Source organism: Streptomyces sp. 351MFTsu5.1, assembly GCF_000383655.1.
Classification (GTDB): Bacteria; Actinomycetota; Actinomycetes; order Streptomycetales; family Streptomycetaceae; genus Streptomyces; species Streptomyces griseorubiginosus.
Map to the genome: position 1 here is coordinate 398,505 of NZ_KB911778.1, position 14,699 is coordinate 413,203.

The 14,699-nt window shown below is 71.6% G+C and carries 13 protein-coding genes; 3 read left to right on the top strand and 10 right to left on the bottom strand.

Going from position 1 to position 14,699, the window contains the following annotated elements; all coding sequences use genetic code 11:
* Window positions 1-280: 280 nt before the first annotated feature.
* On the bottom strand, window positions 281-895 hold the full coding sequence (locus H295_RS0111435) for a TetR/AcrR family transcriptional regulator (protein ID WP_020135496.1): 615 nt from the start codon (window positions 893-895) through the stop codon (window positions 281-283).
* A 230-nt stretch (window positions 896-1,125) separates the two neighbouring features.
* On the opposite strand from H295_RS0111435, the gene H295_RS0111440 reads away from it, so the two are divergent.
* Entirely contained in the window at window positions 1,126-1,932 is an 807-nt protein-coding gene (locus tag H295_RS0111440; protein ID WP_020135497.1) for a phosphatase PAP2 family protein, read from the top strand.
* Window positions 1,929-2,855 (top strand): hypothetical protein, encoded by a 927-nt coding sequence (locus H295_RS0111445; protein WP_020135498.1) that lies wholly within the window; start codon window positions 1,929-1,931, stop codon window positions 2,853-2,855. The genes H295_RS0111440 and H295_RS0111445 overlap by 4 nt, the downstream gene beginning before the upstream one ends.
* Window positions 2,856-2,870: 15 nt before the next feature.
* Here H295_RS0111445 and H295_RS0111450 read toward each other — a convergent pair whose 3' ends face one another.
* Together H295_RS0111450 and H295_RS0111455 are read right to left on the bottom strand one after the other, a co-directional pair.
* The gene (locus tag H295_RS0111450; RefSeq protein ID WP_020135499.1) at window positions 2,871-3,728 is read right to left on the bottom strand and encodes a phospholipid scramblase-related protein; all 858 of its coding nucleotides are present in this window, start codon (window positions 3,726-3,728) and stop codon (window positions 2,871-2,873) included.
* A gap of 63 nt (window positions 3,729-3,791) precedes the next feature.
* A complete protein-coding gene (locus H295_RS0111455) occupies window positions 3,792-5,846 on the bottom strand; it encodes a phosphocholine-specific phospholipase C (protein ID WP_020135500.1) in 2,055 nt (684 codons plus the stop codon).
* Window positions 5,847-6,003: 157 nt separating this feature from the next.
* On the opposite strand from H295_RS0111455, the gene H295_RS0111460 reads away from it, so the two are divergent.
* A complete protein-coding gene (locus H295_RS0111460) occupies window positions 6,004-7,302 on the top strand; it encodes an MFS transporter (RefSeq protein WP_020135501.1) in 1,299 nt (432 codons plus the stop codon).
* Here H295_RS0111460 and H295_RS0111465 read toward each other — a convergent pair.
* The 7 genes from H295_RS0111465 to H295_RS0111495 all read right to left on the bottom strand — a co-directional run bounded on the left by H295_RS0111465 (window position 7,261) and on the right by H295_RS0111495 (window position 14,677).
* Window positions 7,261-8,220, bottom strand: a complete 960-nt coding sequence (locus H295_RS0111465; protein ID WP_020135502.1) for a sugar phosphate isomerase/epimerase family protein — start codon at window positions 8,218-8,220, stop codon at window positions 7,261-7,263. The genes H295_RS0111460 and H295_RS0111465 overlap by 42 nt on opposite strands.
* On the bottom strand, window positions 8,217-8,825 hold the full coding sequence (locus H295_RS0111470; protein ID WP_020135503.1) for a nucleoside deaminase: 609 nt from the start codon (window positions 8,823-8,825) through the stop codon (window positions 8,217-8,219). The genes H295_RS0111465 and H295_RS0111470 overlap by 4 nt, the downstream gene beginning before the upstream one ends.
* A gap of 22 nt (window positions 8,826-8,847) precedes the next feature.
* Window positions 8,848-10,356, bottom strand: a complete 1,509-nt coding sequence (locus tag H295_RS0111475; RefSeq protein ID WP_020135504.1) for a GMC oxidoreductase — start codon at window positions 10,354-10,356, stop codon at window positions 8,848-8,850.
* 29 nt (window positions 10,357-10,385) lie between these two features.
* Window positions 10,386-11,531, bottom strand: a complete 1,146-nt coding sequence (locus H295_RS0111480) for an ROK family transcriptional regulator (RefSeq protein ID WP_020135505.1) — start codon at window positions 11,529-11,531, stop codon at window positions 10,386-10,388.
* Between the two features lie 88 nt (window positions 11,532-11,619).
* Window positions 11,620-12,441 (bottom strand): carbohydrate ABC transporter permease, encoded by an 822-nt coding sequence (locus tag H295_RS0111485; RefSeq protein ID WP_020135506.1) that lies wholly within the window; start codon window positions 12,439-12,441, stop codon window positions 11,620-11,622.
* Window positions 12,438-13,379: a carbohydrate ABC transporter permease gene (locus H295_RS0111490; RefSeq protein ID WP_020135507.1), complete on the bottom strand. Its 942-nt coding sequence runs from the start codon at window positions 13,377-13,379 to the stop codon at window positions 12,438-12,440. Before H295_RS0111490 ends, H295_RS0111485 begins: the two co-directional genes overlap by 4 nt.
* A complete protein-coding gene (locus H295_RS0111495; protein WP_020135508.1) occupies window positions 13,379-14,677 on the bottom strand; it encodes an extracellular solute-binding protein in 1,299 nt (432 codons plus the stop codon). The genes H295_RS0111490 and H295_RS0111495 overlap by 1 nt, the downstream gene beginning before the upstream one ends.
* Window positions 14,678-14,699 lie beyond the last annotated feature (22 nt).

The following is a 14,699-nucleotide window of genomic DNA, read 5'->3' on the forward strand; positions in this document are numbered from 1 at the left end:
GCCGCGTCCCAAACACCTGGACGCACAGGGCTCCAAGCCGAAACGCCCGCGCCCCCAACGCCAGAACGGCCGGGGACTCCAAGCCGAAACGCCCGCGCTCCAACGCCAGGACGGCCATGCCCCCCAGCCGAAACGCCCGCGCCCCAACGCCAGGACGGCCGGGTGGGGGGCCTCTCCGCTCGGGAGGCGCCCCACCCGGCCGGGGGTCCGCGCCGCCCCCGTCCCCACGGTGCGGCGCGAGCAGGTCGCCGTCCAGTCATCCCGTGGACGGCGGCCCGGGTCAGGTCAGGCCGAGGGCCGGCAGTACGGCGGCCTCGACGAAGCGGACCAGGTAGTCCTGGTCGGCGTACTCCCCGTCGATGACCGGCCGGGCGCGGATCACGCCGAACATCTGGACCGGGATGTACTCCAGCGCCGGGTGCCCCGCGGCGATCTCACCCCGGTCGACGCCCCGCTGGAGGAGGTGCCTCAGGGCGGCGATCTCCGGGTCGACCAGCGCCTCGCGCAGGGCCCGCGCGAGCTCCTCGTCCTGGGTCGCCGCATGGCCGAGCGCCTGGAGGAGCTTGGTGTCGCGCGTCGACCACCGCCCCGCGGCCCGGGCGGCCTCGCGCAGGTCGTCGGCGAGCGATCCGGTGTCGATGCCGTCGAACTTGGCCACGCGGCGGGAGCGCAGCGCGGCCACCACGAACTGGGGTTTGGTCTTCCACTGCCGGTAGAGCGTGGACTTGCTGCACCGCGTGCTGGAGGCGACGCCCTCCATGGTCACGGCGTCGTATCCGCATTCACGGATCTGTTCGAGCACGGCGTCGAAGAACTCCTGCTCACGCTCCGGCGTGATCTTGGAGCGGCGCGAGGCGGCGACCGTCTCCGGTCCGTCCGCGGCCTGCGACGTCATCTGCCCTTCTCCTCACTCACGGGGCGCCGGGCCTGCTGCGCGGTCCGCGCGTTTCATTCCCGGTTTCCCATGTGTCGTTCGTCTATCGATACGCCAGTGTACCGGTACCCGTCCGTATCGGTACACTGGCGTATCGGTACGATGTCGTATCGATGAGTTTGGGGATCGGGACGGGTCATCACCCTGTCCGGATCCAGTACCCGCACCACCGTCAGCGAAAGGGCCGGGGGATGAATGCCCGCACCGAGCCTTCAGAAGCGGAGCCGGGCGCGACAGCGCGGCCGCCGCTCGTCCGTGAGCTCCTGCTCGTCGTAGGACTCTTCCTCGTCTACAAGTTCGGCCGGCAACTGGTCGCGGGGCACACCCCCGAGGCCTTCCGCAACGCCGGCCGCGTCTGGGACTGGGAGCGGGCCCTGCACCTGCCCTCGGAACGCTCGGTGCAGTCGCTGCTGCTGCACGGCGACACCCTCGCGCACATTGCCAACACTTATTACGCGACCGTCCACTTCCCGGCCACGGTCGCCTTCCTGGTCTGGCTGTACCTGAAGCGCCCCGCGCACTACGTCTGGGCCCGCCGTGTCCTCGCCTCGCTGACCGGCGCCGCCCTGGTGCTGCACCTGGTCTTCCCGCTGGCCCCGCCGCGGATGCTCGCGGCGGCCGGACTGGTCGACACCGCGAAGGTCTACGGCCCCTCCGTGTACGGCCCGCCGCAGACCGACACCCTCTCCAACCAGTTCGCGGCGATGCCCTCGCTGCACTTCGGGTGGGCGCTGATGGTGGCGATCGGCCTGATCGTGGCGACCCGCTCGCGGTGGCGGTGGCTGTGGCTGCTGCACCCGCTGGTGACGTTGACGGTCATCGTCGGCACGGCGAACCACTACTGGCTGGACGCGATCGTCGCGGCCGCGCTGCTCGGCATCGCCCTCGCGGTGATCCACGCGCCGCACCGCACGGTCACCACGGCGGGGCGGGCCAAGGAAGAGCTCGCACCGGCCGACCCGGAGAAGAAGAACGTCCTGGTCGGAGCGGGCCGATGAACGCCACCCTGATCGCCGTGGCCCTGAGCCTGCTCTCCTCGGTCGCCTACGCGGCCGCCGCGGTCGCGCAGGAGCGCCTGGCCTCGCGCAACCCCGGCTCCGGTGTGCTGCGGATGCTGGGCTCGGGTGCCTGGTGGGGATCCGTCGCCCTCAACGCGTCGGCCGCGCTGCTGCACGTGGTGGCCCTCAAGTACGGCCCGCTGACCGTGGTCCAGCCGCTCGGCGCGCTCACGCTCGTCGCCGCGGTGCCGCTGGGCGCGCGGATCGCGGGCCGCCGGGTCACGGCGACGGAGTGGCGGGGCACGGCGTACACGCTGGCGGGGCTCGCGGCCATCCTGGTGGTGGCCTCGGGGTCCGCGCCCGGGAAGGTGCTGAGCACCTCCGAGGCGGTCGCGGTGGCGGGGGCGACGGCCGCCCTCATCGGGTTGCTGGCCCGCCCCGGCGCCCGGCCCGGGGTACGGCACGCCTCGGCGTCCGGGGTCGCCTCGGGTGTCGCCTCCGCGCTCACCCAGACCGTGACGGTGGCCGCCACGGATCGCTCCGGGTCGCTGCTCAGCGTCCAGGTGATCGGCGTGGCGCTGCTCGTCGCGGCCTTCGCGGCGGGCGGGCTCCTGCTCTCCCAGACGGCCTACCGGGACGGTCTGGGTGCCCCGCTCGCGGTGGTCACCCTGGCCAACCCGCTGGCCGCGGCGGTCATCGGACTCTCGCTGCTGGGTGAGGGCCTGCGCGGCGGAGCGGCGGGGGTGCTGCTGGCGCTGGCGGGTGCGGGCCTGGCCTCGTGGGGCGTGGTGCTGCTGAGCCGGGTCGCTCCCGCCGAGGTGCCCGACGACCACCCGGTGGCGGCGGTCCTGGCACTGGAACCGTCACTGCGGGACGTGACGGTGCCCCGGCCTTCCGAACCGGGGCACCTCACACCGCTCTGACCGCTCCGGGCCCGGTCAGCCGAACCCGCGGGCGTCCTGCTTCAGCGCCGTGTCCACGGTGAGCGCCGTGGCGACCACCAGGCTCAGCAGCGGCTCGGGCAGCTGGTAGTGGATCTGGAGGACGTAGTTGTCCGCGGTCGTGAACATCGTCTTGGCCAGCCCCTCCCACGTCTTCGTGATCCGGGCCACCTCGTTCCCCGCGTGGTCGACGATCGCGAAGTTCCACGCCCGCCAGTTCTCCGCCTTGATGGCGCCGACCTGCTGGCCGTCCACCATCAGCGCGAAGTTGATCTTCCCGATCATGTTCTGCTGGACGATCTCACCGACCGGCGAACCGTCCGGACGCTCCACGATCACCCGGGACTTGAAGATCTTCCCCGGCCGGGTCAGCAGCAGGACCGGCTGCCCGTGGGCGTCCCGGATCTCCAGCCTGATCTTCATGAACTGGTCGATGCTCCACAGGAAGCGCACGATCTTCCGCAGCGCGCTCTGTCCGACCTGGGTGACCGAGCCGATCTGGTGACCGTGCTGGTCCATGACCTTGTACTCGTTGGTCAGCTCGATCAGCTTGGCCTTCTGGTTCACCACCAGCACCGGCTCGGTGAAGAGCGTGCCGCCGCCCGCACCGCCCGCGGCGACCCCGGCCTGCTGCTGCACCTGACGCTGCACGCGCGCGTCGGGGCCGGCCGCCTGCTGCGGTATCTGGGGCGCCTGCTGGGCCGGCGGGGCCTGTACGGCCTGGGCCTGGCCCGCCGCCTGCTGCTGGCCGTTGGTGTGCTGGGTCCACTGCGCCCCGTCCCAGTAACGGAGCGTCTGGGGCGCTCCGTGCGGATCGGGGTACCAACCGGCAGGTGTGTTCGAATGCGTGGTCACCGGGGCACATTACCCCGGGACCATCGCGATCCGGCCACCTGTTCGGCGGCTTGCGCAGCGGCTTTACCCGGTGATGACGGCCGGGTCGCTCACTCCGGGGCGCCCGTTCTCGACATGTCCGGCGAATCGCCTGAGGAACGCCGGGTCCGCGTCGGCCGTGACCGTGAGGTCGTACCAGCGGTGGCTCCTGGCGAGGCCGAAGGTGTGCCGGACGGTGGTGCCGGGCCGCACGGTGAAGGTCCGCACCCGGTCGCCGTAGCCGCTCTCGACCTTCAGACGGACCAGGCCGGAGCCGCTGTTGGTGAAGGTCAGCTCGATGTCGTCACCGCGGTGACGGGCGGTGGCCTCGGGCCCGGCGGCCTTGTTCGACCCCTTGAAGGAGCGCAGGAAGCCGTTGGGGCCGTGCACGGTCAGGTCGTACGACCCCTTCGAGTACGCCGAGTTCCAGGTGTCCGAGACGGACGTGCCGGCCTCGGTGGTGTAACTCCAGGGCCCGTCCGTGCGGTTGCCGGAGGTCACCAGGAAGGCGGCGCCGGCCTTGGCTCCGGAGGCGAAGGCGAGCGTGAACCTGCCGCCCTTCGCGTCGACCGAACCGTCCACGTGCGGGGCGTACTTGAGCGGGCGGGCCGGGCGCAGTCCGCGTTCCTGCTTCGGCAGGGCTCCGACGGCGGGCGGGACCGGCACGTAGTCGGGGTGGCGCACCCGGTCTGGCGGCTCGAAGCCGTCGGTGTCCGGCAGGGCCACCGGCTTGGTGTCCTTGCGGGAGAAGTCGAAGGCCGCCGTGAGGTCGCCGCACACGGCCCGCCGCCAGGGCGAGATGTTGGGCTCGTGGACGCCGAAGCGGCGCTCCAGGAAGCGGATGATCGAGGTGTGGTCGAGCGTCTCGGAGCAGACGTAACCGCCCTTGCTCCAGGGCGAGACGACGAGCATGGGCACGCGCTGGCCAAGGCCGTAGGGGCCGGCCGGGTGGCTGCTGTCGCCCTTGAAGAGGTCGAGCGCGGGGTCGACCGTGGACTTGCCCTGCGCGGCCGAGCCCGCCGGGTGGGCCGGGACGACATGGTCGAAGAAGCCGTCGTTCTCGTCGTAGGTGATGAACACGGCCGTCCTCGCCCAGACCTTCGGGTCGGAGGTGAGCGCGTCCAGGACCTGGGCGACGTACCAGGCGCCGTAGTTCGCAGGCCAGTTGGGGTGCTCGGTGAAGGCCTCGGGGGCGACGATCCAGGAGACCTGCGGGAGCTTCCCGGCCTTGACGTCGGCCTTGAGCTGGTCGAAGTAGCCCTCGCCCTTGGTGTAGTCGGTTCCGGTGCGGGCCTTGTCGTACAGCGGGTCGCCGGGCTTGGCGTTGCGGTACTGGTTGAAGTACAGCAGCGAGTTGTCGCCGTAGTTGCCCCGGTAGGCGTCCGGGATCCAGCCCCAGGAGCCGTTCGCGTCGAGCCCGTCGCCGACGTCCTGGTAGATCTTCCAGGAGACCCCGGCCTCCTCCAGGCGCTCGGGGTAGGTCGTCCAGCCGTACCCCACCTCGTCGTTGCCGAGGACCGGGCCGCCGCCCTGGCCGTCGTTGCCGGTGTAACCCGTCCACATGTAGTAGCGGTTCGGGTCGGTCGAGCCGATGAACGAGCAGTGGTAGGCGTCGCAGACGGTGAAGGAGTCGGCGAGGGCGTAGTGGAAGGGGATGTCCTCGCGGGTCAGGTACGCCATCGTCGTGGACCCCTTGTTCGGGACCCATTTGTCGTACTTGCCCCCGTTGAAGGCGGCGTGTCCGTCGTTCCAGCCGTGCGGCAGGTCCTGGATGAACTGCATGCCCAGGTCGTTCGCCTCGGGGCGGAAGGGCAGGATCTCCTTGCCGTTCCGGTCGGTCTGGTGCCAGACGGACTTGCCGCTGTCCAGCGTGACCGGGCGCGGGTCGCCGAAGCCGCGCACGCCCCTGAGCGAGCCGAAGTAGTGGTCGAAGGAGCGGTTCTCCTGCATCAGGACGACGACGTGCTCGACGTCCTCGATGGTCCCGGTGCGGTGGTGGGCCGGGAGGGCGGCGGCGCGCTGGATGCTGTTCGACAGGGCACTGAAGGCCGTGGTGGCACCCGCGAGTTGGAGGAATCTGCGCCGGTTGACGTCAGTCATGAGTGAGGGGGTCCTCTCATCCTGCGCATCGGTGGCCGGAACGTGACGGAAGGTGCGCGCAGCGAGTTTTCCAAGTCCACCGAACGGCAGGGAAGGGTCTGGTGGCGCTGATGTGAAAGTCGCGGGTACGGGAGGTGTGCCGGGACGAGAGCGGGGGATGGTCGCGATCATGACAGAGACGACACGTCCGGTGGCGCCGCCCACGAAACGGCCCGTACGCCAGCTGCTCGCTGCCTCCGTGGGCAACGCCGTGGAGTGGTACGACTGGTACGCCTACACGTTTCTGGCCACCTACATCGCCGCCGCCGTCTTCCCCAAGGGCGCGGACAACTCGCTGGTGCCACTGCTCTCGACGTTCGCCGTGTTCGCCGTCGGGTTCTTCATGCGACCGGTCGGCGGGCTGCTGATGGGGGCGATCGCGGACCGGCACGGGCGGCGGGCCGCGCTGACGGTCACCATCCTGCTGATGGGCGGCAGCAGCCTGCTGGTCGGTCTGACGCCGACGTACGCGGCGGTGGGCGTGCTGTCCCCGGTCGTCCTGGTGCTCGCGCGACTGCTCCAAGGACTGTCCGTGGGCGGGGAGTTCGCGGCCTCGACGACGTTCCTGGTCGAGTCGGCGGGTCCCGGCAGGCGCGGGCTGTTCTCCAGCTTCCAGTACGTGTCGACGACCGCGGGGCAGCTCCTCGCGTCCGGGATCGCCACCGTGCTGGTGGACACACTGAGCGAGGGGCGGATGGACGCCTGGGGCTGGCGCGTGCCGTTCGTGCTCGGGGCCGCGCTGTCCCTGGTCGGCTTCTGGATCCGGCAGGGCGCGCAGGAGACCCGCAGCGAGGAGCAACGGTCGGCGCCGCGCCCCGCGCTGCTGGAGGCGCTGCGACGCCATCCCCGCGAGTCGCTGCTGATCTGCGGGATCACCATGGGCGGCACGATCGCGTACTACACCTGGACGTCGTACCTGCCCACGTACGCCGAACTCAACGCCGGTGTCGACAAGTCGGACGCGCTGCTCGCGGGCACGATCTCGCTGGCCTTCTTCGGTCTGCTCCAGCCGCTGGGCGGGCTGCTGTCGGACCGGTTCGGACGGCGGCCGCTGCTGCTGTTCTTCGGGGTCGGGTTCGCGCTGCTGAGCGTGCCGCTGCTGCACGCTCTGCGGGACTCGTTCGCGGTCCTGCTGCTCGTGCAGTGCGCGGGGATGGTGCTGCTGACCGGGTTCACCTCGATCAGCGCGGCGGTGAACGCCGAGGTGTTCCCGCCCCGGGTGCGGGCGGCCGGGATCGGGTTCCCGTACTCGCTGACGGTCGCGCTGTTCGGCGGGACGGCGCCGTACATCGGCACGCTGTTCAAGGAGGTGGGGCACGCCGGGCTGTTCCCCTGGTACGTGGCCCTGCTCTGCCTCGGCTCGTCACTGGTCTATCTACGGCTCCCGGAGACCGCCCACGGCGAACTGCGCCGCTAGCACCCGCTTCGCGACGGCCGTGCCCGACGTGAGCGCGGCCACCGGATCGGCGGCCTCGTCCAGTTCGATCAGGACCGTGTCCGCGCCGGCCGTACGGGACATCGCGTCCGCCCAGCCGTCCCAGTCGACGATCCCCCTGCCCAGCTCCGCCATGTACGGCTGCTGCCGGGAGTACACCGTGTCGTCGACGGTGAGATGGACGTCGATCGGAGCGACCGCGTCCTTCCAGTGGGCCAGCGTGATGCGCGGAGTGTGGCGCCGGGCCACCGCGACGGGGTCGCCGCCGCCCAGCGCGATGTGGCAGGAGTCCGGGCACAGCCAGACGTAGCGCGGGTCGGTCAGGGCCATGAACAGGTCGATGTCCCGCTCGTACCAGAGGGTGCTGTGGGACTCGGTGTGGAACGCAAGGCGCACCCCGGACCGGGACACCGCCTCGCCCACCGCGTGCGCGATGTCGGCCATCCGGTTCATGTAGGCGGCGTCGACGAAGAAGGGCGGGCGGGTGCCGTACGTCGTCCTCATCGGCAGTCCGGCGACGAGGACCTCGGCACCCACCTCGGCCAGGAAGGCGGCGCGGCGCTCGGCGTCCGCGACGATCGCGGGCAGGTTGCCGCCGTGCCGCCAGTCGGGGGCGTCGCTGTCGGCGACGAAGGCGCTGACGACGGTGAGGCCCCGGCCGGCCAGTGCGCGGCGGAACCCCTGTGCGCTGCCGTACGCGCGCAGCGCCGAGTCGATGCCGCCGGGCGCGAAGGTCAGCTCGATGCCGGTGACCTCGGTCTCGGCGAGGGTGTCCAGCACTCGCCCCCAGAAGCGGTCCGGGTGATCCGCGGCCCAGGCGCGGACCGCGTCGGCGGAGTCGAGGTCCCAGAAGCCGGGATGGTGGAAGGTGACGACGTCGGTCGCGAAGCGGGGGCTCATTCCGCTCCCCCGCGCGCGTTGTAGACGACGACGTCGGACTCGTCGACGGCCTTGCGGTAGTTGCGGTACACCGCGAGCGCCTCGTCCCGCAGGACGTCTCCCACGACCTCGATGCCACGGTTCTCGAACTGCTCCGCCCAGTCGGAGCCGACCGGGCCCTCGTCGAAGGTGGTGATCTCCTCCAGTTCCGGCCCCTCACCCGCGACCACCAGCCCGCGCACCCCCGACCACATGGTGGCGCCGTAACACTGCACGCAGGGGCGCCAGTTGACGACCAGTTCGTGGGACGGCAGACCGTCGCCGCCGAGGTCCCAGCTGCCGGTGGCGATCTGGGCGAGGCCGAGTGCCACGACCTCGGCGTGCGCGCTGGAGACTCCGGTGGACAGGACGACGTTCACGCCGACGGAGACGATCCGGCCGGAGACACGCTCGGCGACGAGCGCGGCGAACGGACCTCCGTTGCCCTCGCGCCAGTTGCGGTCGGCGAGGCGGTGCACCAGACGCATCCGGTCCTCGCGGGAGGGCAGGGCGGCGGGCGCGTCGACGAGTTCGTCGTCGATCCAGGCGGGCAGGGCGACGCGGTACTCCCTGGCGATGTCGATCACTGTGCTGTTCCTCTCGGATGGTTCAGGTGCGTGCGGTCACGGCACGGGCGGCCCGTACCGCGGTGACGGCACCGGTCAGGGTGACGTTGGCGGCCATCGCCGTGGGAACGACTCCGTTCCCCGCCAGATACAGGTTGTCGAAGCCCCACACCCTCCCGTCCGGGTCGCACACGCTGCTGCCGTCGTCGCTGACGCCTGCCCGGACCGTGCCGGTGAGATGCAGCGAGGAACCGGGCGGCAGCACGGCGGACTCGGTCGCGGGATCGAAGGGACCGAACTGCTCGGCGACGGAACGGACTTCGTCCAGCGCCCGGCGGATCAGCGCACGGTCGGCCTCGGAGTAGCCGAACTCGACGCGGATGCGGGGCAGTCCGGCGAGATCGGTCTCGCTCGCCGAGAACACGAGCCGGTTCTGCGGTCGCGACTCGACGGGGACGTACAGCGACAGACCAACGGAGTGCGCGAGCGGCCGGCCCGTCCCGTCGACGTAGGTGCGGTTCATGATCTGGCCGTGGAAGGGCTGGGCGGGCCCGTTGCACGGCAGCCACAGCGAGTCCGTGCTGAACTCGCCAGGACGCGGCAAGGGCAGGGCATCGGCGTCCAGACCGAACCGGTCGAGGTCGAGCAGGGCGCGGGCGGTGACGAAGGCGTGCTCGTTGAGCCGGCGGCCCAGGGCCTCGGGGCGGATGCCGGAGGCGTACAGGAGTTGCGGGGTGCGCAGGGCGTCCGCGCACACCACCACGGTGCCGGCGCGCAGTTCGGACTCGGTGCCGTCGGCGACGCGGCGCAGCCGGGCCCCCGTGACCCGGCCGTCTTCCGTGCCGAGGGCGGTCACGAGGGTGCCGGTGAGCAGGGTGAAGGCCGGATCGCCGCCCTGCGCGAGGGCAGGGAAGATCGTCCCGGGGGCTGTGCGGGGCATGGGGCCCGAGGGGGTGGGGGTGACGGCCATGGGCATGGGCTGCGGGGTCCGGTCGGCGGGTCCCGCGCCGCCGTAGCGTCGGCGCAGGACGTCGAGGACGAGCTCGCCCACCTTGGTCGGGCCGATCGCGGCGGGGGTGACGGCGAGCAGCCTGCGTGCCGTGTCGAGGTCGGCCGCCCAGGCGTCCGGGTCACCGAAGTCGAAGACCTCGTCCGGGGCGGGCCACGGGGTGGCGGCGGTCCAGTGGACGCCCATGCCGCCCGCGTTCCAGGCGAGCGCGGCCTGCGGCATCGCCTCGGCGTCCTGGCCGAAGGCGAGCGCGTGGAACATGCCGGGAGTGAGGTCGGGAAGGCTGTCCGCGACCTCCCGGACCACCTCCGCTCCCGTGTACATGCCCTGGATGCCGGTGGCGACCTTCTCGTTGTAGCGGGCCCACAGCTCGGGGTCGTCGAGGTCGTGCAGGTGCCGCCCCGGCGCACCGCCGATCGGGCTGCCGCCGTCGGCCATGGTGATGTGCAGCGCCGGGTCGCTCCGGCGCAGCAGGCGGGCCACGAGGGAGCCCATGATGCCGCTGCCCACGATGAGGACGTCGGTGCGGGGAGTGTGGGTCACGGGGAGCTCCGGGTGCGTGGGGTGTGGGGTCAGTCGACCGGGACGAGCGGTCCGAACAGTTCGGTGTCCATGCGGTCCAGGGCGAGTCTGACCGCGCCGACGAGCGGGGCGTCGCGGCCGAGCGCGGTGGCCCGCAGTTCGACCGCGGGGGCCCGGGCGTCCCGCAGCGCGGCGCGCACCCGCGGCAGCAGGACGTCGGCCGCGTCCTCGAGGCCGCCGCCGAGGACGATGAGCGAGGGGGCGACCGTCCAGGACAGGGTGATGAGGATCGAGGCGATGTTCTCCACGAACTCGTCGACCTCGGCTAGCGCGGCGGTGTCACCGGCGCGGGCCGCCTCGAACCGGGCCTGGGCGAGGGCGCGTTGGGCGGCCAGCGGTGAGGTCAGGGCGGCGACCGGCCGGTCCTCGACCGAGCCGGCCGGCATCGAGCGTGCCTCGACGATCTCGCCCGCGGCACCGTCGAGCCCACGGTGCACGGCCCCCCTGATGAGGATGCCGAGCCCGGTCCGGTTCCCGAGCATCGCCCAGACGACGTTGTCGTGATCCGCGGCGATGCCCCGCCAACGCTCGGCCAGCGCACCGAGGTTGGTGTCGTTGTCGGCGAACCAGGGCACCGGGATGCGCCGGCCGAGCTCCTCGGGCAGGTGCACTCCCTCCCAGCGGGTGGTGTGCACCAGGCGCCGTACGACTCCCTCGTCGTCGATGGCACCGCCGCCGGCGACGGCCCCGGCGCGCAGCCGGTCCACCGAGCCGCCGGCGTCGTCGAGGGCCCGGCGGACCAGTCCGGCGGCGTCGTCAAGGGTGGTGTCCGGGTCCTCGTAGGCGCGCAGCGGACCGTGGGCCCGGCCGAGGACGTGGCCGCGCACGTCGGCGACGACGGCGGAGGCGTCGACGGTCGTGACGCGCACGGCGGCCAACAGGGCGTGTTCAGCCCGCAGTTCGTAGCGGCGGGCCGGGCGTCCGGCGCAGCCGCTGATGGGCACCCGGTCGAGTTCGGCGACCCAGCCCGCCTCGACGAGCGAGTCCAGGACCAGTTCGATCGTGCGACGGGACAGGGCGGTCTGCTCGGCGAGTTCGGTGAGTTTCCGCGGCCCGGCCGACACCGCCAGCGCCCGCAGGATCACCGAGGTGTTGACCCGTCGTACGGCGCTCTGGTTCATGCCGGCGATCAGCACGCGTCTCCTCCCGTCACCGGGTGGTGCCCGCCCCTGGTGCCGACCGCGGACTCGTCGCCCGCCCGGGTCCGGACGGTGACCGGCGCGCTCATCGCAGCCCCGTTCCGGCGATGCCCTGCACGAAGTAGCGCTGGAGGAAGAGGAAGAGCAGCAGCACCGGCAGCATCACGACGATCGCGCCGGCGAGCAGCAGGCCGTAGTCGGTGACATGGGCCGCGGCCTGGCTGGTGGCGGCGAGGCCGACCGGGAGGGTGTAGGTGGACATGCTCTGGGCGACGACCAGCGGCCAGATGAAGTTGTTCCACGAGTTGAGGAACGACATGATCGTGATCGTGGCGACCGCGGGGCCCGCCAGCGGCAGGAAGACCCTGAGGAAGATCCGGAACTCGCCGGCGCCGTCGATGCGGGCCGCTTCGAGGAGTTCGTCGGGGACCGACAGGGCGTACTGGCGCATGATGAAGACCGACAGCGGAAGCGCGGCGCCGGGCAGGGCGATCCCGGTGAGGGTGTCGGCGAGGCCCAGGTCCACGGTGATGACGAACTGGGTGACGAACACCGCGGTGAACGGCACCATCATGGCCGCCATGACCGCGCCGAACGCGAGTCGGCGGCCCGCGAAGTCGAGCTTGGCGAGGGCGTACCCGGCGGCCGACGCGGCCAGGATGTTCCCGGCGACCACGATCAGCGCGACGACGACGCTGTTGACCAGGAACCGGCCGAAGCCCTGGGTCTCGAACAGCCGTGTGAAGTTGCCGAAGGTGAGGTGGTGCGGGAACAGGGCCCCCGGGTCGGAGCGGATCTCGGCCAGGCTGCGCAGCGAGCCGCTCACCCCCCAGGCGAAGGGCAGCAGGGTGAGCAGGGCGCACAGCACCAGGGCGGCGTACAGCAGGGGGCGGGCGGCACGGTTCATGTGCGGGACCTCAGCAGCCGGAACTGGACGACGCTGACCACGGTCACCAGGGCGAGCGTCACGAAGGACGCAGCCGACGACATCCCGAACTCGCCCGCGCCGAACTGGCGGTAGGTGTACAGGGCGACCGACTCGGTGGAGCCGAGCGGTCCGCCGCCGGTGAGGAGGTAGGGCTCGTCGAAGACCTGGAGGTAGAAGACGGTCAGCAGGACGGAGACCATGAGGGTGGTGGGCAGCAGCAACGGCAGGGTGATGTGACGGAGTTGGCGCCACCGTCCGGCCCCGTCCAGGGCGGCGGCCTCGTACACGTCCCGGGGGACCGCCTGGAGACCGGCGAGGAACAGCACCATGGCGGTGCCGAAGTTGCGCCAGACGCCGAGCAGGATGACGACCGGCATGGCCAGGTCGGGGTCGTCCAGCCAGTTCGGTCCGGCGAATCCGAACGCGCCGAGCAGCTTGTCGACCGTACCGTCGACGTGGAAGGCGTACTGCCAGATCAGTGCGACGGCGACGACGTTGGTGACGACGGGGGCGAAGAAGACGGTGCGCAGGACACCGCGCAGCCTGCTGACGCCGGAGTTCAGCACGAGGGCCAGCGTGAGTCCGACGCCCATCGTCAGGGGCACGCCCACGGCCACGAACAGGGCGGTGTTGAGGATGTCCCTTACGAAGGTGTCGTCCTGGAACAGCCGGAGGTAGTTGTCGAGGCCGGTGAAGTCGACGGCGAACGGGGTGCGCAGGTCGGCGCCGCGGATGTCGGTGAGGCTCAGGGCGAGCGCGGCGACCGTGGGGATCGCCGTGTAGACCAGGAAGACGACGCCGAAGGGGGCGAGGAAGAGCCAGGCGACCGCGGTGCGGCGGGCCCGGGACGCCCTGGGGGCCGCCGTCCTCGGGACGGCCCGGGTCCTCTTGGTGGCCGGTACGGCAGTCGTGGTCATCACTTCCTGCCCGTGCCGACGCTCTCGGCGTACGCCTGGATGGCCGCGGCCGCCTTCGCCGCGGTCTGCCTGCCCTTGGCGACGGCCTCCATCTCCTTGCCCAGCCGGGTCGCGACCTGCTGCCAGGTGCTGATCTGAGGGAACGCCCGGGTGTTCTTGAGCTGCGTGAGAAAGGCGGCCATGAGCGGCTGGCCCTTGATCACCGGGTCGTCCCAGGCGGAGACGACGGACGGCAGCGATCCGTACGCCTTGTACTGCGCGACCTGGGTGGTGGGCTCGGCCAGGTACCGGACGAGTTTCCAGGCGGCGTCCGGGTTGCCGCTGTCGGCGAGGACGCCCCAGGTTCCGCCCGCGGAGAAGGAGACGCTGCTCGACGCTCCGGCGGGCAGTGGGGCCGTGGCGACATGGGAGGCTGTCCAGCCGCTCTTCTTGGCGGCGGTGTCGAGCTGGCCGATGACCCAGGGGCCGGTGATCATGCTCGCTGTCTTCCCCGAGACGAAGTACGGCTGTGCGTCGAGGAAGGTCGGCCCACCGGTGTCGGCGGTCCCGGCGGTGAAGAAGGACGCGTTGTAGTCGAGGGCGTCGATCATCTGGGGCGTGTCGAGGTTCCACTTGCCTGCGGGGGTGACGAGGGAGCCGCCGGCCTGCCAGGCGTACATGGCGACGTCCTGGCCGTTGAAGATGTCCCACCCGATGTCGGCACCGAGGGCGTGGGCGGCACCGGCGCTCTGGAGGCCCTTGAGGAAGGGTTCCATCCCGGCCCAGGTGGTCGGCGCCTCGACGCCCGCCTTCCTGGCCAGATCCGATCGGTAGACCAGTGCGTACGTGTACGCGTACCAGGGCACCGTGTAGGCCACGTCGCCCACGACTCCGGCGTCCCAGAGACTCGGGAAGAAGCTGCCCGGATCCACCAGGCCGTCCGGCACGGGCCGCAGGGTCGAGGAGTCGAGGAACTGGGCCTGCGACTCGGGGAAGAACTGGGCCACGTCCGGTCCCTTGCCCGCCGCGACGGCCGCCTGGAGCTTGGTGTAGTACTCCGCGTTCGGGATCAGTGTGATCTTGACGACCAGGTCGGGGTTGGCGGCCTTGAACGGCTTGACGACCGAGCCGAGCACGTCGGCGTCGCCCTGGGCGGCCCAGACGTTCACGGTGCCGGTGGCCGGGGACGCGTCGACCTTCTTGGCACCGGAGGTGGCGGCCGCGTCGTCTTCGCGCCCGCAGCCGGCCAGGGGGAGCGCGGCGCCGAGGGCCGTTCCGGCGGTCAGCCGCAGGGCGGTGCGGCGGGAGATGTGGGGCACGGGGACTCCTGTGACACGGGAT